General features: G+C 56.1%; 23 protein-coding genes. 10 read left to right on the plus strand and 13 right to left on the minus strand.

Going from position 1 to position 25371, the window contains the following annotated elements; all coding sequences use genetic code 11:
• Positions 1-119 precede the first annotated feature (119 nt).
• Complete coding sequence (locus ACR0L3_RS00805) at positions 120-707, plus strand: uracil-DNA glycosylase family protein (RefSeq protein WP_480742890.1); 588 nt, start codon at positions 120-122, stop codon at positions 705-707.
• Positions 700-1488: an SseB family protein gene (locus tag ACR0L3_RS00810; protein WP_480742891.1), complete on the plus strand. Its 789-nt coding sequence runs from the start codon at positions 700-702 to the stop codon at positions 1486-1488. Before ACR0L3_RS00805 ends, ACR0L3_RS00810 begins: the two co-directional genes overlap by 8 nt.
• 39 nt (positions 1489-1527) lie before the next feature.
• Here the strand turns inward: ACR0L3_RS00810 and yghU are convergent, their stop codons facing one another.
• The gene (yghU, locus tag ACR0L3_RS00815) at positions 1528-2406 is read right to left on the minus strand and encodes a glutathione-dependent disulfide-bond oxidoreductase (protein ID WP_480742892.1); all 879 of its coding nucleotides are present in this window, start codon (positions 2404-2406) and stop codon (positions 1528-1530) included.
• A 231-nt stretch (positions 2407-2637) separates the two neighbouring features.
• On the opposite strand from yghU, the gene ACR0L3_RS00820 reads away from it, so the two are divergent.
• Positions 2638-3156 (plus strand): YHS domain-containing (seleno)protein, encoded by a 519-nt coding sequence (locus ACR0L3_RS00820; RefSeq protein WP_480742894.1) that lies wholly within the window; start codon positions 2638-2640, stop codon positions 3154-3156.
• Positions 3157-3203: 47 nt separating this feature from the next.
• Here the strand turns inward: ACR0L3_RS00820 and ACR0L3_RS00825 are convergent, their stop codons facing one another.
• Together ACR0L3_RS00825 and metF are read right to left on the minus strand one after the other, a co-directional pair.
• Entirely contained in the window at positions 3204-3857 is a 654-nt protein-coding gene (locus tag ACR0L3_RS00825; RefSeq protein ID WP_480742896.1) for a DnaJ domain-containing protein, read from the minus strand.
• Positions 3858-4070: 213 nt separating this feature from the next.
• Positions 4071-4937: a methylenetetrahydrofolate reductase [NAD(P)H] gene (gene metF, locus ACR0L3_RS00830; RefSeq protein WP_480742897.1), complete on the minus strand. Its 867-nt coding sequence runs from the start codon at positions 4935-4937 to the stop codon at positions 4071-4073.
• A gap of 94 nt (positions 4938-5031) precedes the next feature.
• On the opposite strand from metF, the gene ACR0L3_RS00835 reads away from it, so the two are divergent.
• Together ACR0L3_RS00835 and ACR0L3_RS00840 are read left to right on the plus strand one after the other, a co-directional pair.
• Positions 5032-5937, plus strand: coding sequence for a LysR family transcriptional regulator (locus ACR0L3_RS00835; protein WP_480744633.1), 906 nt, complete (start codon positions 5032-5034; stop codon positions 5935-5937).
• 97 nt (positions 5938-6034) lie between these two features.
• Entirely contained in the window at positions 6035-6820 is a 786-nt protein-coding gene (locus ACR0L3_RS00840) for an inositol monophosphatase family protein (RefSeq protein ID WP_480742898.1), read from the plus strand.
• 55 nt (positions 6821-6875) lie between these two features.
• Here ACR0L3_RS00840 and bhcD read toward each other — a convergent pair whose 3' ends face one another.
• From bhcD to bhcA, 4 genes are read right to left on the minus strand one after another with little or no spacing between them, the layout of a single operon-like run.
• A complete protein-coding gene (gene bhcD, locus ACR0L3_RS00845) occupies positions 6876-7865 on the minus strand; it encodes an iminosuccinate reductase BhcD (RefSeq protein ID WP_480742900.1) in 990 nt (329 codons plus the stop codon).
• A 15-nt stretch (positions 7866-7880) separates the two neighbouring features.
• Positions 7881-9044 carry a 3-hydroxy-D-aspartate aldolase BhcC gene (gene bhcC / locus ACR0L3_RS00850; protein WP_480742902.1) on the minus strand — a complete coding sequence of 388 codons (1164 nt, stop codon included), beginning with the start codon at positions 9042-9044 and terminating at the stop codon, positions 7881-7883.
• Positions 9045-9054: 10 nt separating this feature from the next.
• Positions 9055-10029: a beta-hydroxyaspartate dehydratase BhcB gene (gene bhcB, locus ACR0L3_RS00855; protein WP_480742904.1), complete on the minus strand. Its 975-nt coding sequence runs from the start codon at positions 10027-10029 to the stop codon at positions 9055-9057.
• An 11-nt stretch (positions 10030-10040) separates the two neighbouring features.
• A complete protein-coding gene (gene bhcA / locus ACR0L3_RS00860) occupies positions 10041-11231 on the minus strand; it encodes an L-aspartate--glyoxylate aminotransferase BhcA (RefSeq protein WP_480742905.1) in 1191 nt (396 codons plus the stop codon).
• Positions 11232-11419: 188 nt separating this feature from the next.
• Between bhcA and ACR0L3_RS00865 the strand changes: the two genes are divergently transcribed.
• Positions 11420-12241: an IclR family transcriptional regulator gene (locus tag ACR0L3_RS00865; protein WP_480742906.1), complete on the plus strand. Its 822-nt coding sequence runs from the start codon at positions 11420-11422 to the stop codon at positions 12239-12241.
• A gap of 11 nt (positions 12242-12252) precedes the next feature.
• On the opposite strand, the gene ACR0L3_RS00870 is transcribed toward ACR0L3_RS00865, so the two are convergent.
• Both ACR0L3_RS00870 and putA read right to left on the minus strand, forming a co-directional pair.
• Positions 12253-12996, minus strand: a complete 744-nt coding sequence (locus ACR0L3_RS00870; protein ID WP_480742907.1) for a rhomboid family intramembrane serine protease — start codon at positions 12994-12996, stop codon at positions 12253-12255.
• Between the two features lie 42 nt (positions 12997-13038).
• Positions 13039-16440: a bifunctional proline dehydrogenase/L-glutamate gamma-semialdehyde dehydrogenase PutA gene (gene putA / locus ACR0L3_RS00875; RefSeq protein WP_480742909.1), complete on the minus strand. Its 3402-nt coding sequence runs from the start codon at positions 16438-16440 to the stop codon at positions 13039-13041.
• Between the two features lie 109 nt (positions 16441-16549).
• Here putA and ACR0L3_RS00880 point away from each other — a divergent pair, with 109 nt between their 5' ends.
• Both ACR0L3_RS00880 and ACR0L3_RS00885 read left to right on the plus strand, forming a co-directional pair.
• On the plus strand, positions 16550-17032 hold the full coding sequence (locus ACR0L3_RS00880; RefSeq protein ID WP_480742910.1) for an Lrp/AsnC family transcriptional regulator: 483 nt from the start codon (positions 16550-16552) through the stop codon (positions 17030-17032).
• Positions 17033-17062: 30 nt separating this feature from the next.
• The gene (locus tag ACR0L3_RS00885) at positions 17063-17623 is read left to right on the plus strand and encodes a tetratricopeptide repeat protein (RefSeq protein WP_480742912.1); all 561 of its coding nucleotides are present in this window, start codon (positions 17063-17065) and stop codon (positions 17621-17623) included.
• 53 nt (positions 17624-17676) lie between these two features.
• Here ACR0L3_RS00885 and ACR0L3_RS00890 read toward each other — a convergent pair whose 3' ends face one another.
• Positions 17677-19566 carry a PhoX family protein gene (locus ACR0L3_RS00890; RefSeq protein WP_480742913.1) on the minus strand — a complete coding sequence of 630 codons (1890 nt, stop codon included), beginning with the start codon at positions 19564-19566 and terminating at the stop codon, positions 17677-17679.
• A gap of 222 nt (positions 19567-19788) precedes the next feature.
• Here ACR0L3_RS00890 and ACR0L3_RS00895 point away from each other — a divergent pair, with 222 nt between their 5' ends.
• Both ACR0L3_RS00895 and ACR0L3_RS00900 read left to right on the plus strand, forming a co-directional pair.
• Positions 19789-19998 carry a hypothetical protein gene (locus ACR0L3_RS00895; protein WP_480742914.1) on the plus strand — a complete coding sequence of 70 codons (210 nt, stop codon included), beginning with the start codon at positions 19789-19791 and terminating at the stop codon, positions 19996-19998.
• Between the two features lie 203 nt (positions 19999-20201).
• Entirely contained in the window at positions 20202-20561 is a 360-nt protein-coding gene (locus tag ACR0L3_RS00900) for a hypothetical protein (RefSeq protein ID WP_480742916.1), read from the plus strand.
• A 365-nt stretch (positions 20562-20926) separates the two neighbouring features.
• Here the strand turns inward: ACR0L3_RS00900 and ACR0L3_RS00905 are convergent, their stop codons facing one another.
• From ACR0L3_RS00905 to ACR0L3_RS00915, 3 genes are all read right to left on the minus strand, one after another.
• Complete coding sequence (locus tag ACR0L3_RS00905; RefSeq protein WP_480742918.1) at positions 20927-21886, minus strand: GlxA family transcriptional regulator; 960 nt, start codon at positions 21884-21886, stop codon at positions 20927-20929.
• 458 nt (positions 21887-22344) lie between these two features.
• Entirely contained in the window at positions 22345-23454 is a 1110-nt protein-coding gene (locus tag ACR0L3_RS00910; RefSeq protein ID WP_480744634.1) for a LamG-like jellyroll fold domain-containing protein, read from the minus strand.
• Positions 23455-23463: 9 nt separating this feature from the next.
• The gene (locus tag ACR0L3_RS00915; RefSeq protein ID WP_480742919.1) at positions 23464-25218 is read right to left on the minus strand and encodes a LamG-like jellyroll fold domain-containing protein; all 1755 of its coding nucleotides are present in this window, start codon (positions 25216-25218) and stop codon (positions 23464-23466) included.
• Positions 25219-25371: the final 153 nt, after the last annotated feature.

Below are 25371 nucleotides of genomic sequence, written 5' to 3' on the forward strand. Positions count from 1 at the left end.
ATGCGCGCCCAATCTCACTGTTGCGATTGTGACTTTTGCACCGGTTGGACCCAGACTGTGCGTTGACTATCTTTCACTCTTATCGTCAACCAGTTTGATGCAGGAAACCTTGCGATCTGATGAATTCGCTACAGAAAGAGATAAAGTCCTGCCGTATTTGCGCAGATAGGTTTCGTGGAACGCATACTGCGCATGAGCCACGACCTGTCGTGTGGTTCAAGCGCGGTGCACGTCTGCTGATTGCCGGACAGGCACCAGGGGCCCGCGTGCATGCTTCTGGAAGTCCGTTTACGGACCCGTCGGGCGACCGGCTGCGCGAGTGGTTGGGGGTTGACGATACGGTATTCTACGACCGTAGTCGCATCGCAATTGTCCCGATGGCGTTTTGTTTTCCAGGTTACAACAAGCGCAAAGCCGACTTGCCGCCGCCGCCTATCTGCGGACAGACTTGGCATGGCAAGGTGATGGAGGAATTGGGTGAGGTGCCATTGACTGTTTTGGTCGGTGGGCATGCTCATAAATACCACCTCGGGTCACGCACATCCGTAACCGAAACCGTAAAGAGCTGGCAAAACCGCGCGCCGCGTGTCTTCCCCTTGCCTCATCCGTCCTGGAGGAATACGGCGTGGCTCAAGAAAAACCCGTGGTTCGAGGCGGAACTGCTGCCGGTTCTGCGTGCGCGGGTGCAAGAGGTTCTGAATGACTGATACAACGCCCCTTGATACAGCCCATGCCGCCATGGAAGCCGACCCACAGGATGACGCGGCACGCTTGCGGTTCTTTGAACGCCTCGCCGATAGCGAGCTATTCCTAATGCTGACGGAAGAGGCGCAAGGCGAAACCATTTCGCCCGAGCTGTTCGATGTAGCCGACGGCAGTTTCGTATTGGTTTTTGATCGTGAGGATCGTTTGGCCCGTTTCGCCGGACGCCCGGCACCTTATGTGGCGCTGTCTGGGCGGGTGCTGTCGTCTATGCTGGCCGGGCAAAAAATTGGTCTGGGTTTGAACCTTGAAGTTGCGCCGTCGTCTATGCTGATTCCGCCAGAAGCTCTGGCGTGGCTCGTTCAGACGCTAGAGCATGCGCCTGAGCAGGTGCAGCAGCGACTGGCCGAGTTCCTGCCGCCTGTCGGCATGCCTGATGATTTACTTAAGGCGTTGGACACAAAATTGGCCACGGCGGTTGGTTTGGCTGAGGCCGCGTATTTAGTCGGGACCAAGACCGAAGAGGGTGGTTCAGGTCACCTTCTTGGCTTTGTCGGCGCGGTTGATGGGGCTGAATCCGCTTTGGCCAAAGCGGCGTCTGAGGCTCTAACTTTTTCCGGGATCGACGCGGGGGCGATGGATGTTGGATTCTTTGATGCGCATAACTCAGCGGCGGCTGCGCTTGCACGGGTTGGTCTGAAATTCGATCTGCCGAAGCCAGCGAAACGAGTTGTCGAGCGGATCGCGCCAGGTAGTGACCCAGAAAAGCCGCCAATCTTGAAATAATGACACCCTACGAGCCGAAGGATCGCAGGGCCACTCGCGTCACTCTGCAGCTGGTTCCAGCTTGTCCTGAGTGCGGGTTTCAAAGTCGTTAGCGTCGTGGCGTTCGCGTAGCTGGGTGTGTGGTTCTCCGAACGCGCGATTTACCATACGACCACGTTGAACCGCGGGACGTTCGTCAATTGCTTTGGCCCAGCGCATCACGTTTTTATAGGATTGAACGTCCAGGAACTCAGCTGCGCTGTACAGGCGTCCCAGAACCAATTGGCCGTACCATGGCCAGATCGCTATGTCGGCAATGGTATAGTTCTCACCGGTTATAAAGGTTTTGCCCTCTAATTGCCGATCCAGAACGTCCAATTGACGTTTGGTTTCCATTGCGAATCGGTTGATCGGGTATTCCCATTTCTCAGGCGCGTAGGCGTAGAAGTGACCGAACCCGCCGCCCAGGTACGGCGCGCTGCCCATTTGCCAGAACACCCAGTTCATCACTTCTGCGCGCTCTGGTCCTGATTGCGGAAGGAATGCACCGAATTTCTCAGCCAGATGAAACAGGATCGAGGCACTTTCAAATACACGAACCGGCTCGTCACCCGAACGGTCCCACAGCGCAGGAATTTTTGAATTCGGGTTGGCATCGACAAAGCCCGAGCTGAACTGGTCGCCTTCTCTGATGTTGATCAGCCATGCGTTGTATTCCGCTTTTTCATGTCCCAGGGCCAGCAACTCTTCAAGCATTACCGTGACTTTGACGCCATTTGGTGTCGCCAAGGAATAGAGTTGCAATGGATGTTTTCCGACCGGCAGATCCTTGTCATGGGTTGCGCCAGCGATGGGGCGGTTGATGTTGGCAAATCTGCCACCGCTTTCGCTGTCCCATGCCCAAACTGTAGGGGGGGTGTACGGGGATTGCTCGGTCATGTGGTTTCTTTCTTTTCAAAATTCGGCTGAGTTGTCCGTTCGCGACAACAGCTAATGTTGCAATGCGCTAAGTCCAACCCCGGACGTCGCAGCAGCTTTGTAACATTTGTGATCGATCCCCTCACGTTTATTCATTCGCGATCACAGCGGCGCGAGGGGTACTGCCCAATAGCGGGCAAATACCTATCCTCTCAACAAGCGCCAAACCCCGAGTCTAAAAGGATTGACCACATGAAACGCTTTGCTCTAACTTTCGCGACTGCATTGACCCTTGCCGTTCCGGCGTTCGCCGGTGATCAGTACGTTGACGGCACTGGATTTGCTGTCTCGGGTTATGACGTAGTTGCCTACCGCAACTTGGATCAAGTGCCGGTCGGCCAAGCCCAGCCTGAGGGCGTGCGTGGCAAAGCTGACATCACAGCGGAATATAATGGCGCGACCTGGGCGTTTTCATCGGAAGAGAACCGCGACAAGTTTGTTGAAAACCCGGCTTACTATGCACCGCAATATGACGGTCACTGTGCCTATGGCGTATCGAAAGGCGGCAAGGTTCCGGCAAACCCGAACCTGTGGCGGATTGTTGACGACAAGCTGTATCTGAATATCACGGATGTTGTCGTTGGCTTCTGGGAAGAAGATGTTCCTGGAAATATCAATCTGGCTGAAGGCAACTGGCCGGGCATCGAAGCAGATGCTGCATCGAGCAACGTGATCCCCAAATTCACTTCAGAAGGCCCGATCACCAACTAAGCAGCTACTGACCAATCCCAAACCCGGCCACCACTAGGCCGGGTTTTCTAGCCCGCCATCCAGAAATCATCGCGCATCTGCTGGTCCGCCTTGAATTTGATGCGAACACTTTTGGCGCCAGGAAATTTTCGTGCGGTAATATTGTCCGGAACCACGACCTCGCCACCGCCGGTTTCCTGAGACTGAAAACTAAGAACTTCTGTTTCCATCCGCCGAGCCGACGCCAAAAACGATGTCGGAAGGGCGACCCGATTTGCGCCTTCTTGAACTGGTGTCGAGACGAAGTAAGTCAAGTTGCGACCGTAGAAGCCAACGGCTTCGGGAATGTGGTCCGCGTCAACCGTATGTTCCACCTCAGATTGGGCGTCACCCACATCCGGGTTATGCCCCAATGCTGTATTCAGAAGCACACGACAGGCATCGATGTCCGCACTTTCAAGTTCAATAACACGTTTGCGCAATTTTGGCCGCCGTGGTTGGCCGCCTGCTTTGCCTTTTACCGTCAAACCTTCTCGACGGAGAAAGTCATAGGCTTCCTTGGCGCGGGCAAAATTGGCGCAGTCACCGTTAGTGTGGTCTGGATGTGCGTGAAATGCGATATGGCGCCATGCCTCGCGAATATCGTCAGACCCCGCGTTTTGGCCCAGCCCCAAAGCCTCCAACGCGTCAGCGCGTGCATTAATTTTTTCTACAGGCTCCATAACCAAAACAACTCGTTAACAAACACAACAACATCAGTTTGAGAGCGCGCGAGAATTTGTCAAACTTACCGAATTTTTATCCTAGCAGGGGAAACAGTAGCAGTATGATTGGCTGAATTGTCTGTTTTTAGGCGTGCCCAGAACAGCGCAAACAGGACAAAAAAACCCGAAACCTGAAAGGGTTCCGGGTACATGTGCCGTTCTTTTTTGGGTTCAGGCGACGTTCTGCAGCGCGGTCCTGGGCGTGATGCCCAGTGCGAAACACACGTCACGAGTTAGCTCAGGCCGGTTCAGGGTGTAGAAGTGCAATTTGTCCACGCCGCCTTCGATCAGATCCGAGCACAATTCCGTGCAAAGCGCGGTGGCTAACAAATCCTCGCGATCATCTCGGATCGCTTTTTCAAAAGCATGTTCGATCCAATCGGGAATTTGGGCTCCGCATCGGCGGGCAAACTTACGTGCTCCTTTCCAATTCTCGATCGGCAGGATGCCTGGAACGATGGGCTTGTCGATCCCGGCTTTTTCGCAAGCATCGCGGAACCGGAAAAAGGTTTCGGCCTCGAAAAAGAACTGGGTCAGGGCTTCGTCAGCACCGGCATCCAGCTTGGCTTTAAGCCAGTCGATATCGGCTGAAAAGTCTTGCGCCTCGGGGTGTTTGTCCGGGTACGCGCCAACGCGGATGTTGAACATCTCAGTGTCAGCCAATGCCTCGATCAGTTCGACCGAGTTCTTGAACCCGTCTGGGTGCGGCACAAATCGATCATGGCCCTTCGGCGGGTCACCGCGCAGGGCGACGATGTTTTGAACACCTGTACGTGCAAAAGTATCTGCGATTTCTAACGTTTCCTGACGCGAGGCGTCGACACAGGTCAGGTGTGCTGCCACTGGCAGACCCGACGATTTGTGCAGGGTGGACACTGCATCGCGGGTCAATTCGCGCGTTGTGCCGCCCGCGCCATAAGTGACCGATACGAAACGCGGCTCCAACGGCGCAAGTGTCTGCACCGTGTCCCACAGGCGAAATGAGGCCTCGAGCGTTTGCGGCGGGAAAAACTCGAATGAAATTTCTGGTTTCTTCATGTCAGCCTCACAAGTCCAAGTTGCCGCCCTTGTGCCATCTTATGCATTGTGAGACAAACTCATATTACTCAAGAACAACATGAGTCACACAACAATGCACATCGAATTCCGACACCTGCGTACGATCAAGGCGATTCATGAATGCGGTGGTCTGGCGCGCGCGGCAGATCAACTGAACATCACTCAATCAGCGCTGAGCCATCAGATTAAAGGCCTTGAGGATCAGGCAGGGGTCGAGCTGTTCCTGCGTCGTTCCAAGCCGATGAAGCTGTCTGCGGCGGGTTTGCGTCTGTTGCGATTGGCCGAACAGATATTGCCGCAAGTTGAGGCGACGCAGCAGGAGTTTTCATCTCTGCGCGAAGGGCGAACAGGAAGGATGCATATCGCTATTGAGTGCCATGCTTGTTTCGAATGGCTGTTTCCGGTGCTGGAGACCTTTCGCAAGACCCGTGGAGATGTTGACGTTGATATCCGCCCAGGTCTGGCTTTTGATGCCTTGCCCGCGCTGCAGAAGGAAGAGGTGGATCTAGTAATATCGTCCGACCCCGAAAACCTGCCTGGCGTCGACTTCATCAAATTGTTCGACTATGACGCGGTGTTCGTGGCGGCCTCGACGCACCCCTTGGCGCAGAAAGAGTTTATCGAAGCCGAGGATTTTCGTGGCCAGACCCTGATCACTTATCCGGTCGAACGAACACGTCTCGATATTTTTAGTCAGCTGTTGATTCCTGCGCGGGTCGAACCCGCTGCGATCCGCCAAGTGGAGCTGACTGCTGTGATCCTGTTGTTGGTGGCCTCTAATCGTGGCGTATCTGTGCTGCCCGATTGGGTAGTTCGCGAGGTTAAATACAATTCCGACTATGTTACGCGACCACTAACTAAGAATGGGATCACACGTAGCCTATACGCGGCGGCACGCACGGAAGACCTTGAAAAACCCTTTGTCCAAGAACTGATCCAACTGGCCGGGACCGAGGCGCGAAAGCTGCAGGCGCAATAGGGCGTAACAGGCAGGTCTGATATGCGCATCATTCCTCTTGGCAATGGCGCATTGCCCCAGTATACGCGCGGTTTGACCGGACAGGAGCCTTTGGACAATGGTTGGCAGTGCAAACCTCAACATCATGATCAAAGCCGCGCGCAAAGCGGGGCGTTCTTTGGTCAAGGATTTTCGTGAAGTCGAGAACCTCCAGGTGTCGATGAAAGGCGCGGGCGACTTTGTCTCCAAGGCAGATATTGCTGCTGAGGCAATCCTGAAAGAGGAACTGCTGGGTGCGCGTCCGACCTATGGCTGGCTGGCCGAAGAGGGCGGAGCTATCGACGGCGAAGATCCGACCCGCCGTTGGATCGTCGATCCGTTGGATGGCACCACGAACTTCTTGCACGGGTTGCCGCATTGGGCGGTATCAATTGCCTTGGAACACAAGGGTAAGATCGTCGCCGGTGTGATCTACGACGCAGCCAAGGACGAGATGTTCTTTGCCGAAAAAGGCGAGGGCGCGTGGATGAACGACACCCGCATCCGTGTCTCGGGCCGTCACCGCATGATCGAGTCGATTTTTTCGACGGGATTGCCCTTTGGTGGTCGTTCCGATCTGCCTGCAACGTTGCAGGACCTCGCCCGCCTGATGCCTGCCTGCGCCGGAGTGCGTCGCTGGGGAGCAGCAGCGCTGGACATGGCCTATGTGGCCGCTGGCCGTTACGAAGGGTTCTGGGAACGTCGCCTGAATGCCTGGGACGTGGCCGCCGGGATTATCATCGTAAAAGAAGCCGGAGGTTTTGTTCAGCCGCTGAACCCCGAAGGCAGCGTACTGGAAGATGGCGAAGTGATTTGCGCGAACGAGCCGATCTTTGATCAATTTGCCAAGGTGATCCGGGGCTAATCCTATTGCATACCTCCTGAGCAAGCGCGCCCCGATCGAGGCGCGCTTTTTTGTTTCAGAGCGTGGCTTGCACTGCTTGCCCACTTTCTTCGGCGAGTCTTGCTGCGACGGATGCGACGGCGAGGTCTTGCAGTCCGACACCAGTTCCGTCGAACAGAGTGATTTCATCCGCGCTGCTACGCCCTGGATGGTCGCCGTTGATGACGGCGCCGATGGGGGTGATCTGGTCCTCGGCCAAGGTGCCGTTGGCAATAGCATGCTGGGCCTCGCCGATGGTGGTCGACTGGGCGATTTCGTCGGTGAAAACCGACGCACTGGCGACCAACGCTGCGTCGACCTCTTGCTTGCCCTTGGTGTCGGTGCCCATGCAGGCCAGATGGGTACCGGGTTTGATCCAGTCTTTCATCAGCAGCGGCTCAAAGGCCGAAGTGATGGTGATGATGACATCGGCTTGCGCGCCAAGTTCCTCCTGCGAGACGGCTTCAAACTCCAGACCCAGCTCGGTTGCAACCGCACCCAGGCGGGGCAGCATCTCGGGGTGGGGGTTCCAGGCGACGACCTTCTCAAAATCACGCTGCTCGGCGGCGGCGCGCAACTGGAAGGTGGATTGATGGCCCGCGCCGACCATGCCCAACACCTTGGCATCGGTGCGGGCCAGATGGGCGATGGAGACGGAAGATGAGGCAGCGGTGCGCACGGCGGTCAGGTAGTTGCCGCCAACCAGCGCCGACAAGCGGCCAGTGTCAGGGTCAAACAGGAACACGGTGGACTGGTGATTGGTCAGGCCCTTGTCCATATTGCCGGGCCAATAGCCGCCGGATTTGACACCCAACACCTGACCGGCGCGGTCAAAGCCTGATTTGAAACCATAAAGCGCGTCGGCATAGCCGATGGCCTCGCGAATGACGGGGAAGTTATAGGCGTCGCCACGTGCCATGGCGGCGAAGACGTCTTGCACCGCGTCGAACGCCTCGGCGCGGCCGACCAGTTGCTGGCACAGGTCTTCTCCGACGATCAGCAGGGGTTTATCAGTCATATCTTTCATTGTCCTTCCCTCGCCTCAATACGCTTTACCGCGTGCGGATACGGGCCAGAGGGTCTCGACCTTGCCGTCGCGCACGCCCACATACCAATCATGCACATTGGCGGTCGGGTCGCAGTGGCCGGGCACCAGATGCAACTTGTCATTGACCTTGAGAACGCCGTCCGGGTCGGCAACCACGCCATGCTCGTCGGAACATTTGACATATTCCACATCCGTACGGCCAAAGATCACCGGTAACCCGCTGTCCACGGATTGGGCCTTGAGGCCCGCATCTACGATGGCCTTGTCGGCCTTGGCGTGGCTCATGACGCTGGTGAGGATGAAGAAGGCGTTCTCCCACTCTCCCCGGTCGATGCGGTTGCCGTTTTCATCGAGGATACGGCCATAATCGGCGTCCATGAAGGCGTAAGAACCGCATTGCAGTTCGTTGTATACGCCCGAGGTGCTTTCGAAATAATAAGATCCGGTGCCGCCACCGCCCACGATGTCGCAGTCCAGCCCTTGGGCGGCCAGCCCATCGACAGCGTCTTTGACCTGCGCCACGGCGATATCGATCTTAGCCTTGCGGCTCTCATACAGATCCATGTGCTGCATCGCGCCCTGATAGGCCTGAATACCGGCAAACTTGAGACCCGGGGCCGCGTCGATGGCCTTGGCGATGGCGATGACTTCGGGCGTGGTGGTCACGCCGCAGCGGCCTGCGCCGCAGTCAATCTCAACCAGGCATTCGATCTGGGTGCCATGGCGCTGCGCGGCCTCGGACAGGTCGGCAACATTGTCGATATCGTCGACGCAGCAGATCGTCCGAGCGCCAAGCTTGGGCATCCGCGCCAGCCGGTCGATCTTGGCCGGGTCGCGCACCTGATTGGACACAAGCACGTCCTTAATGCCGCCACGGGCAAAAACCTCGGCTTCCGAGACCTTCTGGCAGCAGATGCCACAAGCCCCGCCCAGCTCGACTTGCAGCTGCGCCACGTCGACGGATTTGTGCATCTTACCATGCACCCGGTGGCGCATCCCATGGGCCTTTGCGTAGTCGCCCATCTTTTTGATGTTGCGTTCCAGTGCATCCAGATCCAGCACCAGAGCGGGCGTTTGGATGTCGGATGCGTCCATGCCGATGGCGGCGGGGATGTCAAAGCCGACCTCAAGCTGGTCGATATTTACGGGCTTGTTCATGTTTTCCTCCTCAACCCTTGAACCAGGGCAGTTTGTCCAGATCCACATTGCCGCCGGTGATGATCACGCCGACGCGTTTGCCTTTGAAGGCCTCGGGATGCTTCAGGATCGTGGCCAGCGGCACGGCGCAGCTGGGTTCCATCACGATGCGCAGGTATTTCCAGGTGGTCTTCATCGCGGCGATGATCTCGTCTTCGCTGGCGGTGTGGATGTCGCTGACGAAGTTCGACACGAAGTGCCAGGTGTTTTCCTTCAACGGCACTTTCAGCCCGTCGGCGATGGTGACCGGCGCATCATCGGCGATGATGTGACCGGCCTTGAAGCTGCGATAGGCGTCATCGGCCTGTTCCGGTTCCGAGGCGTAAATTTTCACTTCGGGGGCCAGATTCGACAGGGTCAGGCAGGTGCCCGAAATCATGCCGCCGCCGCCGATGGGCGCAACCACCGCGTCCAGACCATCGGTCTGTTCCAGCAGCTCGGCCGAGCAGGTCGCTTGACCCGCAATCACGCGCGGGTCGTTATAGGGGTGCACAAACTCACCACCCGTGCGGGCCTGCACCTCGGCAAACACCGCCTCGCGCGAAGTGGTCGAGGGCTCACATTCGGTGATGATCCCGCCATAGCGGCGCACCGCGTCCTTCTTGGCCTGCGGCGCGGTGCGTGGCATCACCACGTTGCAGGGGATACCCCGGCGACCGGCGGCATAAGACAGGCTGAGCGCGTGGTTGCCGGAAGAATGCGTGCAGACGCCACGTTCGGCGGCTTCATCATTCAGGCCAAAGACCGCGTTGCAGGCGCCGCGCACCTTGAAGGCACCGGCCTCTTGAAAGTTCTCGCATTTGAAGAACAGCTGCGCGCCGGTCAGATCATCCAGATACTGCGACCGCAGCACGGGCGTGCGGTTGATATGGGGTTTGATCCGCTCATGCGCTTCGCGCATATCCGCGAGGGTCAGGCAATCGGCTGTGGTCATGTCGTCCAACATCACACTCCTCCTTAAGCTGCGGATTGCATCGGCGTGGCGCTGCCGGAACGGAAATACTCCTGCGCCGCAGCCACACCGCTGCCCAGCTCGATCGGATAGTCCAGATCGGCCATCGCCATTTCGATCGTGGCGAGGCCTGACAGCACCATCACATCCGTCAGGCTGCCCAGATGGCCGATGCGGAAGGCCTTGCCGTTCATCTCGCCCAGACCGATGCCAAAGCTGACGCCATAGGCGTTGAAGGCATGATCGGTCAGTGCATTGCTGTCGAACCCTTCGGGAACATAAATCGCACTGACCGTATCCGAATAGAGATCCGGCGACTGCGCCACCAGCTCTAGCCCCCAGGCAAAAGTAGCCTTACGTACGCCTTCGGCCAATCGGAAATGACGGGCATATACGTTGTCCAAACCTTCTTCGAACAGCATCTTCAAGCTTTCGCCCATGCCGTAGATCAGCTGCAGCGGCGGGGTATAGGGAAAGCCGCCCGACGCATTGGCATTCATCATGTCGCGAAAATCAAAGAACGTGCGCGGCAGTTGCGCCGTCTCCACCGCCGCCAGCGCCTTGGGGCTGATGCACAGGATCGCCATGCCGGTGGCCAGCATGAAGCCCTTTTGAGAGCCTGAAACCGCGATATCCACGCCCCAGTCATCAAATTCGAATGGCATCGAGGCCAGCGAGCTGACGCAATCGACAAACAACATTGCCGGGTGGCTGCTGGCATCCATCGCCTTGCGCACTGCTGCAATGTCTGAGCGCACACCGGTAGCCGTTTCGTTATGGGTGACCAGAATCGCCTTGATCTTGTGGTCCGTATCGGCGGCCAGAGCTTCGGCGAACTTATCCGCCGGCGCACCGCTGCCCCAGGGGCATTCGATGATCCGTACGTCCAAACCGTGGCGCTGACACAGGTCGATCCAACGATGGCTGAACATACCATAGCGCGCAACTAGAACCGCATCACCAGGGCTGAGCGTGTTGGTTACGGCAGCTTCCCACCCGCCCGTGCCGCTGGCTGGGAACGTGATGACCTGACCCGAGGTCGTTCCGAACACGCGTTTGGTGTCTTCAAGCACAGGTGCAAACGTCTCGACAAAGTCAGGCGAGCGGTGGTCCTGCGTCTGCACATGCATCGCCAAACGCAGTCGATCCGGAATGTTCGTCGGGCCGGGAATAAAAACCGGGTTTTGGTTTGACATCATCTTTCCTCCGCTTTGGAGGTAAGTGTTGTGGAAATTCCCCTGCTGTGCAATTTTCTTGAAAAATACTTTCATTTTAATTATAAAATACTTAACGCATTGAATATTATATAAATTCTGTTTTTCAATTTTGCTTCACGCAAAATGGACCCCAAAAAATCTTTCTGGCTTGAAAGGAAAAAGCAGAGATGGAGAGCGAGAAAAGACCGCGTGGCAGACCCAAATCGCTGTTCAAGGAAAGCTCGGCTGGGACAATGCAATCGTTGGATCGAGCGCTGGGCGTTTTGGCCGCGATAGCACGGATGGAGCGGGCAGCGCTGAGCGATCTGGCCCGAGAGGTCGATGTGCCAACTGCAACAACTCATCGTATCCTGGCGACTTTGCAGAAGCACGGGTTCGCAGCCTTTGATGCTGAGCGGCAGGAATGGCTAATCGGGATCGAGGCCTATCGAACCGGCGCCTCGTTCCTGCGACGTAACAGTGTCATTGAGATCGGTCGCCCAATCCTTCGACGCTTGATGCAGGACAGTGGCGAGACCGCCAATCTGGCGGTGCCGGATGGCACTGAGGTGGTTTTTGTTGGGCAGGTCGAGACACAAAACCCGATCCGCGCGTTTTTCTCTCCGGGGGCGCGGACTCCGATGTACGCGTCTGGTACCGGCAAGGCAATTCTGGCGGCAATGGGCGAAGCAGCGGCGAATAAGACGCTGGACCTGTTCGACCCTGTGCAATTCACCGGTCGGACGCTTGTTTCTGGAAAGGAATTAGCAGCCGACTTGGCAGAGACACGCGCTCGAGGCTGGTCGTGCGACAAGGAAGAACGCTATGACGGGATGTCCTGCATTGGGGCGGCAATCTTCAACGACCGGGCCGAGCCGTGCGCAGGGGTTTCCGTCTCGGGTCCATCCGTTCGCTTTCACGCGAGCCGGGCATCAGAGTTAGGGTCGTTGGTAAAGAACGCAGCGGAAGAGATCACGCACCTTAGCGGCGGTCGTTTGCCCAACAAGTAAGAATAAGAGGTCTACTTTCGTGGCACGCGAGGGATACGCGTTTGCGACAGCTTGTACTGATGTTCAGGGTGCGGCGGGTGGCCGTGGGTGCGGCTCCAAAACGCTGGTCCACCACGTCTAAGCCACAAGGGCACGCACAGGATCAAACCGACAAAGAAGCCGCCCGTATGCGCCCAGTACGCTATGCCGCCTTCGTCGGGATTGCTGAGAAGGCTGCCAGTGAACTGAAGGCCCAGCCAGATGCCAAGCATAATAAAGGCCGGAATGGTAAAAACCCGGAAGTAAACAATCAGGATCAACAAGACATCCACACGGGCCTTGGGAAATAGCAGTAGATAACCGCCCATCACTCCGGCGATTGCGCCAGACGCACCGATGGTGGGCACCAAGGATTCTGACGCGGTCACCACATGGATCAGGCCCGCGCCAATCCCGGCGAGCAGATAGAACAACAGGAAGGGCAAGTGGCCCATTTCATCTTCCAGGTTGTCTCCGAAGATCCAAAGAAACAGCATATTGCCCGCTAGATGCATCCAGCCGCCATGCAGAAACATCGAAGTTACAAGCGTTTCAAACGCGAAGCCATCCATGATCCGCGCCGGAATGATCGCATAGTCGAAATACAGACGATTGATCAATGGGGCGTTGTCCATCATGCCCACATAGCTGAGGAAAATCAGGATATTGGCCGCCATCAGCAAGTAGACGACGTAAGGTGTGCGCCCCGAGGGGTTATGGTCACGGATCGGAAACATGGGGCGACGCTGGGCTTTTCCCAGCCCAGCGTCAAGGTCCGCTTACGCCGCACCTCCCAACAAGGCGGCGTTACCACCTGCAGCAGTGGTATCGACGCAGACATGGCGCTCGCCCAGTATCCGCGCACGGTCGGGGCGGCCGGGGATCAGCGGCAGGATTGGGCCATTGCGGCGCGCCAGCTTGAGTTCGATTTCACGCGCAGTTTCTTCTTCGCCCCACCACAGCACACCCGAGATTTCTGCGACGTTTTCCAACCTGTGCAGGTCAATCATTCCGGTCGTTCGGATTGCAATTCCACCCAAAGCCTCGACGGCCTCGGCTTGAGCTTTGACAGTTTCAGCCCCAGGTCCCATGCACAGCAGCGGCGCGCGAGGGAATTCACTCAATCGGTTGGATTCGCCGGTTGGCCCGGGCAGGGATTGAGTTCGGATGGAAGCAGGTTCGCCCTGTGGGGCCGGTACGTCCCCCATAGGGCTGTCCCATTTGTTAGGGCTGTCTTGCCGATCCGGCGCGCAAAAGCGGGCCATATAATTCGGTCCTCCAGCCTTGGGGCCAGTACCAGACAGACCTTCACCACCGAAGGGCTGAGATCCGACGATCGCTCCGATCTGGTTGCGGTTTACATAGATGTTGCCAGCGTGGACGGCCTCGGTGATATGTTGCACACGGTCGTCGATACGGGTGTGCAACCCAAAGGTCAGCCCGTAACCTGTCGCGTTAATATCAGCAATGATCTTGTCTATTTCGGATGCCTTAAACCGCGCGACGTGTAGAACCGGGCCAAAAATTTCGCGCTCTAGCGCTGCGATGCCGGGGATTTCGATCAGAGTTGGCGCGATGAAAGTGCCCTCAGGTGGTGTGGGCATTTCCTTCAGGACCCGACCTTCCGAGCGCGCTTTTGCGATGTGATCAGCAATACCTTGCTTTGCGTCTTCGTCGATCACAGGGCCGCAATCTGTCGACAACCGCCATGGATCACCAATCTGCAACGCCTCCATCGCACCGGTAAGCATAGTCAATAGATCGTCGGCGATGTCCTCTTGTAGGTAGAGGCAGCGCAGGGCTGAACACCTTTGGCCCGCCGATTGAAATGCGCTTTCGATGATGGATTGTACAGCCTGTTCGGGCAGGGCAGTGCTGTCCACGATCATCGCGTTTAATCCGCCGGTTTCGGCGATCAACGGTGTACCCGGACGCAGGTTTTCTGCCATTGACGCTCGAATTTTCAGTGCTGTAGCCGTGGAGCCAGTGAAAGCTACCCCAGAAACTCGTGCGTCCGAGGTCAAAGCTGCCCCGACGGATGGCCCGCCGGGCAACAGCTGCAGTGCTTCGCGTGGTACTCCGGCCTCATGCAGCAATTGTATGGCGCGATGTGCGATCAATGGTGTCTGCGGCGCAGGTTTGGCAAGCACAGCGTTTCCGGTGGCCAAAGCAGCCGAAATCTGACCTGTGAAAATCGCCAATGGAAAGTTCCATGGGCTGATGCAGGTGAAAATGCCTGCTGGTTCAGCTGAGGGAATATTGGCCGCGTAGTACCGCAGGAAATCAACCGCCTCACGCAGTTCAGCGACCGCGTCTGGAACAGACTTCCCGGCCTCGCGGGCCAGCAAGGCGAACAACTCTCCGAAAAGTCTTTCGTATAGGTCGGCAGCCTTGTTCAAAACTAGCGCGCGTTCTGAGGCCGGGGACTGCCACGGATTGGCTGAAGCCAACGCAAGTTCAACATCACGCTCGCTGGCTGGTGCAACCGCTCCGGGCTGGTCCTGCGGGTTCGCTGGATTGACGATGGGTCGGTCGTTTTCGGGGTATGCGTCGTCCGACAAAAGCGGCTGTGCAAACCAATGATGCGCGCGGAATTCATCACGTGCAGCGTCTATCCGGTCGAGCGTCGGCGTGTGGTGCAGGTCAAACCCCATTGAGTTTGGCCGTTCTGGTTCAAACAGTTCGGGACCGGTGGGCAGGGGAGGCTTGGTTTCCTGAAGTGTGTCGAAAGGGTCCGAGGCGACTTCTTCCGGCGGTACGCTTTCATCCACGATCTGGTTCACGAAGGATGAGTTCGCGCCGTTCTCCAACAAACGTCGCACCAGATAGGCCAGAAGGTCCCGATGCGCCCCCACCGGCGCGTAAATCCGGCAGCGCGTGTCGTGGTTGTCCTTGACGATCTGATGTAGCGTTTCACCCATACCGTGCAGGCGTTGGAACTCGAACGGTTGCGTGTCGGCCATGTGCAGGATCGCGCTGACGGTATGAGCGTTATGGGTCGCGAATTGCGGGTAGATTCGATCTGTCATGTTCAGCAGTTTCCGCGCATTGGCGATGTAAGACACATCTGTCGCCGCCTTATGGGTGAAGACTGGGAAGCCATCGACACCTTCGACCTGAGCGCGTTTGATCTCGGTATCCCAATAGGCCCCTTTGACCAGTCGAACCATCAGTTTGCGGTCATGACGTTCTGCCATGTCATAGAGCGTGTCCAAAACTATCCCGGCGCGCGGCCCATAGGCCTGCACCACGATGCCGAAACCGTCCCAACCGGCCAATGCGGGTTCACCCATAACGGCCTCGATTACTTGCAGCGACAGAGACAAACGGTCAGCTTCTTCAGCGTCGATATTCAGGCCCATCCCGGCGGCCTTGGCCAGCAGGCACAGCGCGCGCAGACGGGGAACAAGTTCATCCATCACGGCTTGTTCTTGAGCTAACTCATATCGTGGATGCAGCGCCGACAGCTTCACCGAAATCCCCGGATTGGCACGGATGTCGTCATGGGTGCAGGCGTCCGCAATGGCTGCAATCGCACGCGAATAGGACAGATGATAGCGGGCGGCATCGGCCTCGGTGCGTGCGGCTTCGCCCAGCATGTCGTAGGAATAGGTGTAGCCTTTCGCCTCCATCCCACTGGCGCGGTCCATGGCAGATTGGATTGTTTCCCCCAGAACGAACTGACGACCCATTTCCTTCATTGCACGGCCGACGGCGGTGCGGATGACCGGTTCACCCAAGCGCTTGATTGCTCCGCGCAAGGCACTGACCGGAGAGGTTTTGCCCTCGTCCAGAACCTTGCCGGTCAGCATCAGCGCCCAGGTCGATGCATTTACCAGTGAGGACGAGGACTGACCCAGATGCTTGCCCCAGTCGGACGGAGCGATCTTGTCTTCGATCAGCGCGTCAATCGTTTCGGCATCCGGCACGCGCAACAACGCTTCGGCCAGACACATCAGCGCGACGCCTTCGTCGGTAGACAGGCCATATTCGGCAAGAAACACTTCCATCATACCGGGTGAAGTGCTGGATCGGATATCGCGCACCAACTGCGCAGCGGCAACGCAGATCGCGGTGCGGTCGGTTTCGGACAGCTTGGCCTGAGTGATCAACTGATCCAGAACTTTGGACTGATCAGCATAAGTCTGGCTGTCGATATGGGTGCGCAGGCTGTGTGTCATGTATCCTCCGAGGCTTTTGGCGAGTATACAGTCGATTTCACGGGACAATCGCCTTAAATTGTGGTTTTAGAGGGCGAATGATCTGAAGTTTTGAGGGAAAGGGGTGCAAATGAACCGCCCGGATCTGGATAGGTTTGATAGATCGATCCTGACGATTCTGGCCGCAGACGGTCGCATCTCGGTGGCCGACTTGGCGCGGCGTATCGGGTTGTCAAAGTCGCCAACTCAAGCACGTGTGAAAAGGCTTGAGGCCGAAGGGATCATCACCGGATACCGCGCCTTATTGGACCCAATTCGCCTTGGGCTGGATCATGTTGCCTTTGTCGAAGTGCGTCTGACGGACACGCGTGAGAAGGCCCTGGCCGAGTTTAATGCGGCGGTGCGCAAAGTGGCTGAGATCGAGCAAGCCCATATGATCGCTTCGAATTTCGATTACCTACTGAAAATCCGAACTGGTTCGATGTCAGAGTATCGCGCGGTTTTGGCTGAGAAGATTTCGTCCCTTCCGCATGTAGGCAGCACATCCACTTTTGTAGCGATGGAAGCTGTGAAGGAAACGGGTGTGTCCGGGGCAGTTGACGGCATGGGTTGACGAATATCCTGCGTGCGTCACCATTGGTGCATGAAACAGCTTGCCTTTGCCTCTTTCTTGCTTGTCGCGCCCATGGCGCAAGCCGAGAACTGTCCTGTCGCACCAGATCATCGCGCCGATGTCAGTGGCGTCATTGCTCAAATCCAGAAAGCTGAAAACGAACAGGCCGCACGGGTGTTGTCCAATCAGCTTTGGGAATTCTGGACCGACGCGCCGGATGAAAGCGCGCAGGCCGTGTTGGATCGGGGCATGACGCGCCGCAACGCCTGGGATCTTCTGGGTGCGATTGAAGACTTTGACAAGCTGATTGCATACTGCCCGTCGTACGCCGAAGGATATAACCAACGAGCTTTCGCGCACTACCTGCGGCAGGATTTCGAGGCAGCACTGCCCGATCTAGACAAAGCTATTGAACTGTCGCCGAACCACGTTGCAGCCATAAGTGGACGCGCACTAACCCTATTGGGTTTACAAAGGCTGGAAGAAGCTCGTGAGGCTTTAAACGAAGCGTTGGAACTTAATCCCTGGCTGTCTGAGCGCTATCTACTTGAACCGGGTGGGCCGCTTGCGCCACCGGGTCAGGATATCTGAAGAAAAACGCCCCCGAAACCGTAAGGCTCGGGGGCTTTTTGTTTTCGTAGGGATTAGCCGACCAGCCCGTTGTCGGCTCGCTTGATCGCGATCACCGAGGAACGAGGCGTGCCACCGTCGGGCCAGTTGCTGCCCGGGTGCTGAATACCAACGAACATGGTGCGCAAGTCTGTAGACCAAGCCAGACCAGTGACCTCACAGCCGTTCGGGCCGGTCATGAAGCGTACGATCTCGCCGGTGATCGGGTCGCCAACCAGCATCTGGTTGTTGCCGTTGCCAGCAAAATCTTCCTCGTTGCCGTCGTCGCCATCGGTCTGAATCCAGATCAAACCGGTCGAGTCGATGACCATACCATCCGGCGAGTTGAACAGGTTCCCCCCGTTCACGTTCGCAGAACCGGCGCGGTCGTCGGAATGTACGGTCGGGTTGCCTGCCATGACATAAAGATCCCAGTCAAAGGCGTTGGCGGCATGATCATCATTCGCCGGACGCCAGCGCACGATCTGGCCGTACTTGTTGGCCTCACGCGGGTTCGGACCATTGACCGAGGTGTCGTCGCCACCAGCATTCGGCTTGACCCCACGGTTCTTGTTGTTGGTCAGGCAGCAGTAAGCTTCGACCGCAACCGGGCTGGATGCGACCCATTCGGGACGGTCCATGGTTGTGCCACCTGCAGCAGACGCGGCCATGCGGGTAAAGATGCGGATCTCGGCATCGTCCATACCTGTAGATTCTGGCGTTAGGGCCAGCCACTCACCAGTTGCGTCATCGTTGAACTTAGCAACATATAGCGTGCCGTCGTTCAGCAGGTTCTCGGTTTCGCCGCCTGGCTTGTAGGTGCCGTTCGAGACAAATTTGTACAGGTATTCTCCGCGCTCGTCGTCGCCCATATAGACAACCACTCGACCATCGGCCGCCAGCGTGACCTCGGCGTTTTCATGTTTGAAGCGGCCCAGACCTGTGTGCTTGACCGGCGTGCTCTCTGGTTTAGTGGGATCAATCTCTACGATCCATCCCGCACGATGCGGCTCATTCGGGTTTTTTGAGGTGTCGAAACGCGGGTCGAACAGCTCGTAACCGTTCCAGCTTTCTGCCTTGATGCCATAACGGGTCATGCCGTCTGCGACCTTCTGGTCGTAGCTGGCGTTTTCGTCTCTGGAACCGAAGTAACCGTTAAAGTTCTCTTCGCAGGTCAGGTATGTGCCCCAAGGGGTCTTGCCCGCGCCACAGTTGTTCATCGTACCCAACGAAGTAGTGCCTGTCGGGTCGGCTTCAGTTTTCAGCAGGTCGTGACCGGCTGCAGGGCCAACGATTTTCATCGGCGTGTTGTGATGGATACGGCGGTTGAATGGGCTGTCTTTGACAACCGACCAACCCTCCGGACCTTCGGCGATTTCCATAACGGTCACGCCCTGAAGGTTCTGAAGTTTCAGAACGTCATCCGCGTTGGCCGGTACGCCTTCCTGCGAGGCAGGCATATTGATCTTACGGTTCGGATATTCGTGGTTGATCGCAATCAACTCGTGGCCTTGGAACGAGAACGTCTCCATCCCGTCGGTGTTTTCACCAAAAATGCGATCCGAGTTTTCCAGCGGTCCACCATCGGTCACGTCATAACCATCTGCGTCGGAAAACAATGGGTCGCCCCAGCGCATCAGCATCTTCCACTCATACCCTTCGGGTACGTGTACGGTGCCGTCGGTTTGCGCAGCAATCGGTGCAAAGGCAAAGCGTGAAGTGGTCACAGCGTGGGCCGCGGTCGAATTCATCAGGCCCGCACCCATGGCCGCAGCACCCGAGCCATATGCCAAAACGCCGCCGAGGAAACCACGGCGTGAGATGGCGCGTTCTACTACGCGGTCAAAGTCGTTTTCCTCGGGGCGGGGGAAGTGCAGCTCGTCCCAATCATCGGCGGAAAGGGTGGTGGGGTCAGCGTCTTTCATAGATGGCTCCTGGCTGTCTTGTCATGATCGATGAGTGGCATTTAGGGAGTCATTGTGACAGGTCGGTAACAGCTTTATGAAGGTTGTTCTACGGCGCGGATTTGAGAAGATAATTGCCTACGAAGGTTGTTTCCGCAATGGCGTTCAGATTCAGTTTAAGCGCCGGTTGTTTTAGGCCCGAAAGTAGTTGCAAGCTCGACGATTAGCGTTGGTGTTCCGGGCGTGGCAGGGTTGCATCTGGAAGGGCCACATCTGTGGGTAACGCGCAAAGGCGCGCATGACGGTGCATTGATCCGACCGATGGATGGCGACGATATAAAAGCCTTGCTCTTTGCGGCAAAGGAGTTGCCGTGCCTAATGATGACCATAGTGCCCGAATCCGTCTTGGTTCAGCAGGTAGAGGCTCTGTTTCATGCCGGAATCCTGGTATAGCCGGGTCATAGCGATGCAGATTTCGCGACATGTCAGCGTTATGCAGCAGCGGGTGCCAGATGTGTCACGCATCTGTACAACGCGATGAGTAAGTTGGGAAATCGCGAACCTGGGTTGGTCGGGGCGGCGCTGTCAAATGCTGGCCTGTCTGCTGGACTGATCGCCGATGGCATCCATGTCCTCCCTGAAGTCTCCCTGAAGTAATGCGCGCGGCATGGGCCGCGAAATCCGCGCCGGGACAAATTTTCCTTGTCAGCGATGCTATGGCTGTCGCGGGCACGGATCAGACAGAATTTGACCTGGAAGGCCGGCGGATCGCACGTTCAGGCGGACGCCTAGCGCTTGGAGACGGAACGCTTGCTGGCGCCAATCTCGACCTGACAACTGCCATCCACAATCTGGTCACGCAAGTAGGTTTGCCAATGCAGGAAGCGTTGGTTGCTGCAACGACCTATCCGGCGTCTCTGATTGGACAAACCAGTGCACAGCCTTTGCAATACGTGTCGATGATCCGAATTTCAGCCGCGCTCGATTCATACTCGTGGCTTGCTGACCAAGCATGAACAACAGGGCAGTAGCTTACAGCAATGTGAGGAAGAACACATCTCAGGCGAAACCTTTGGCCGCAATGCCGACTAGTTGTAATCCAGTTGCAGCGGAGTGTGCCGTTAAACAACTACAATAAATGCCTTTTCTTCTCCACTCAGGACAGTTGAACTCGTCGTTATGGGGCTAAAATTCTGATCCTCAAAGGATTGCCGATTCCGCACTTTTTTGGTTGATGCCAAGTTTTTAATTCAGCTCCGCGATTGAAGCCTGCGATCACTTAATTTCTACTAAGAGCTTGTGTTATCTCGGTGCTACCGTGACGGGCTTGTCCTAAAACGCGTCCGCTAATTCCTTATCGTCAAATGTTGGGATCAGTCACCTAGTGCTGCACCACGGAAAAGCGTTTACGATAGTCTACTGGAGAAATACCTAGATTTCGGTAAAAGCTTCGCCTCAGCCGCTCCGCTTCTAAAAAACCGCTTTTAGCAGCAATGACTTTTATTGGTATCTCTGTTTCCTCAAGAAGGTCTTTGGCCGCTTCCAATCTGCACATCTCTACAAACTTAGCGGGCGTGCATCGAAAAGAGGCTTGGAATTTTCTCGTGAACGACCGCGGGCTCATTCTGCAGTGCTTTGCCAAAGTATCGACAGATAAATCCAAGGTAACGTTTTCTCTAATCCAGGAAGCCAGTTCGCGAAATTGCTCATCGGCCTCGGACATTTGGTTTTTGAGTGACGTCGAAAATTGGCTTTGCCCACCTGGGCGTATCATGTAGACCACCATCTCGCGTGCGACCTCAATCGCGACTTTACGCCCATGATCTTCTGCGACCATGGCCAAAGCCATATCGATCGCTGACGTCACGCCCCCAGACGTCCAAATATCTCCTTCTCGGATGTAGATCGGGTCTTTCTCAACTTTTATATCAGGAAAGGACTGGGCCAACAGATCACAGTATTTCCAATGCGTGACCGCCCGAAGCCCGTTCAACATGTTCACCCGAGCAAGCGCGAAGGCCCCAATACAAACAGAGCCTACCCTTTTCGAGTTTTGGGCGGCCGAACTGACGGTTTTCCTGTCTTCGATAGTAAGACCGGAATTCTCGTTCCCGATGATCAAAGTCGTGTCGAAAGGAACATCAATCGCTTGCTTTAACGCTTGCGTATCCGGCGACAAAACAGTGTCGGTGAGCTTTGCGCCAGCCTCGGAAGAGAGGACTATGGTTTCATATTTCTCGTCTTCCGGAAGATACGCGTTTGCATCGGTGAACACCTGCAGCGGTCCAACGAGGTCGAGCAACTTAAAAGGCTCGAGGCAGACAAAAGCAACTCGCTTCATTTTTCACTCGGTAAACAATAAACCGCAAAAACAGTTCATCTATTTTCCCTTTTTTGAATGAGGGTATGAGAGTTGTATTGGTGCGTGTGCGGATAAACTTTGTGAAACCAATATATTGAAAGCAATCGGCGCGGCAGTCGGGTTTTCCTCTATTGAACGAAGAGAATACTTATCATCAAAAATTTTTATCAGGAATAAGGATCGATTGGAGGGAGCGACCCTTTGAAACTGAGCGACGGTATAGAGCGGGCGGCCCGCACGTCGGAAGAAATCTCGATGCTGGATGTTATTGAGGCCATCGAGGGTAAATCACCTTTGTTTCGGTGCACGAACATCCGCCAAAAGACGCGATATTGGGCGTTTGTTTTAGGTGGACCGAAAATAAACCCAAAAAGAATGAAACTTGGTTCTGAGCAAGACAGTGAGGCACGGTCCTTTTGAGGGACCGTGCCATTTTTTTAGTGCCAGAGATCGTCAACAGACACAGTCTGGTCTGAGAAGATGAGAAGGTCCATGTCCAACAAAGTGTCAGTTCCTTCGTTAACACCATCCGCACCACCGTCGTCAGCGTCTTTGATGACAACCTGCGTCATGTATTCGCCACGGGTCCCATTGTAGACTGACGTTACGCTGATTTCGTAATCATCGAAGTTGCCAAGGTAGACGGCCGAGTCCACAGCCTCTTCACCCGCGTCGCTGCGGCTGTTGGCAAAGATGAAATCGTCACCTTCCTCGCCGATAAAGACGTCGGCACCATCTCCGCCCATCATTTCGTCGTCACCAGCGCCGCCGATCATCAGGTCGTCATCGGCATAACCGTACAACCTGTCATCGCCGTTTCCACCGTTCAGCATGTCGTCGCCATCGCCTCCGATCAGCGTGTCTGAACCGTCCTGGCCATACAGATGATCATCCCCGTCATTTCCGACAAGCCGGTCATTGCCCATGCCGCCGAGGATCAGATCATCGGTGTCATAGCCTCGGATGACATCGTCTCCGTCTGTCCCGACAAGGATTTGACCAATGCCGAAGGTACCAGAGTCGAATTGCAAAAACTCGACCGAGTCACTGATTTCGACGTCGCCATCGTCACGGGATACATCCAGAGACCCGTCATCTGCCATGGAAATCGTGTAGTCTTCCAGCGCGCCATCCAGTGACAGAACAGAGTCATCTGCCCCCTCTCCGTACAAATCGGCCGAGGAAAGCTGACCTTCGTACACGCGGAAGTCCGTGATGCTGCCATCCAAGTAGCCGTAGACTTTATCTGACGTACCCGGCGTGCTTGCCCAGGCACCCGCGCCCAACAGTAGGTCTTCCATGTTGGAGCCCAGCCCAACGGTCACGTCTGGCAGAGTTGCCATTACCACGCCGTTCAACATGACCTGAAGTCCCTGGTCACCAAAGCTCATCGCGAACTCATAGTTGACGCCGGCCTGAACGGCATTAGGTATCCTGATAACGTGACAGTCTGTTCCATCGTCAAGCGTGATGGTGAAGGTCCCATTCAGGTCGACTCGCACGCTGAACTCGCCTTCCGCCTTCGCATTGGATTCTTTTGAAACCAGCGTGGATACTCAGTTCATTTTCTCAATGTTGAAGCCAAAGGCAAGTGTGGCCGAGTCGAGCGCAATGCTCTCGGGCGATCCGAGGTTGACTTCCTGCGCGTCCTTGCGGTCGAACTCCATCGTGCCGGGTACGAAATACACGGCGGTCTGGCCACCTGGTGTCTCGGTGCTTGGCGCTTCGAGGGTCGGTTCCGGAGTGGGCGAGGTGTTCTCCTCTCCGTTCGTTACCGGCGCGATCGCTTCGTCCAGGTCTTTGATGTTGTCGACGATACCATATGCAGATCCTGCATTCTGGTCGATGTCGCCTTCCTGCACCAAGTCCCCGTAAACAGTGATCGTGCCAAGCTTGTCGTAGTTATGCGCGCCGCCATTTGCACCTTGGTCGGAATACAGGTGGATGATGGAGTGATCGAGCACGCCATCGCCATTGGAATCGCCATAGGTAATTTCAAAGATCTCTGTCGTGTGGCCATCAATGACGATCTTGTCGCCTTCCGCCTTGTTATAATCCAAAATCACATCGTTGCCGATCTCATCGACCCAGTGATCATGCAACTTGTCGTTTTCGCCAGCGACCCCATGCCAGTTGATGGTGCCGTCTGCACCTGTGTGCTCGCGAATATAGCGTTCTTTGGCGTTGATCAGAGTCTGGAAATAGAACGTGTCGGCTCCGGCCCCGCCTTCCAGCACATCGTCTGCCGGAATGGGCTGATCGGGATAGAGCTTGCCGTCTGTCAGCTCATTGTAAGGATCGCCCTCATCCCGGTCAGGATCGTAGGTGATGTATGGTTCGCGACCATCAGACCGTGCAATCAAAAGGTCATTGCCGTCGCCGCCGCGCAGGACATCCTCGCCGTGGCCGCCATCAAGGATATCATCGCCTGCGCCACCCATGAGAGTGTCGTTACCATAGCCGCCTTGCAGGACATCGTCGCCTTCGTTGCCGTCGATGATGTCATCGCCTTCGCCACCAAAGATACCGTCGTCGGAACTGCCGCCGGCCATGTTGTCATCTTCTGAAGTGCCCGCTTGCATTTCGTCCAGCGGTTCGGCGGGTGTGCCGTCATGGTTGAAGCCATATTCCGACATTAGTTCTTTCAGCGTGTCACTGCCGTGATGGGCTTGTAGAAAGGCTGGCACGAGGTCGTTCATGGCCTCTTGCGCGATAGCTTCGCTCGCCTTTTCTTCCACGATGCTCAGGGCTTCGGACTGGATTTCGTGCTCGGTCAACTGGCTGTCAAAAACCGCGATTTCAGCGATTTCGCCTTCGAACAAGGCTTTCGCACCGTCCGTATCGGGGCCGTAATCTGCATTAGAGCCGCCAAAGACCAACGCGCGGGTGTTGAGCTCGATGCCCTGCGTGAATTCCGGTTCTGCCGCAACGATTTGGCCGTCTAGCCAGACTTCCAAACCGTCTTCCCCGAAGGACATTACGATATGGTATTCTTCGCCTTCTTCAATCTGAACGTTTGGTACGCGGAACATATGTGTTTTGTCCGCTGTTTCCATGCTGAGCAGTATCTCGGACCCATCAAGCGACATGGTAAAGTGCCCGCCTTCATCATGGCCGCTGCCGTTCTTCGACACTAATGTCTGGCGACCTGTCGTGTGCGCAGGGGTAAACGCAAACGAAATTGAGCCGGAGTCCAGTGCCAAGGCATCGGAGTGTCCGCTGGAGATGTAGCTCCCTGGTTCACCGGTGAGAGTTGCGCCTTCGACGTTTTCATAAACCTTGTTCGTCGGGCGATGCATCGCGTTTAGCATGTTAAAAGCCTTTTTGGTTTCGGTTGATCAGATGACAACCAATAGGTGTGTATTGTGGTGCATCTTGGAGGTCAGGGTGAAGTGAACTTTTAATAAAAACTTTTAAAAACAGAGTATTATGCGACCTTCAAGCGTAATTCGCATACAATCTAT

This window comes from Ruegeria sp. CK1 (assembly GCF_056536545.1).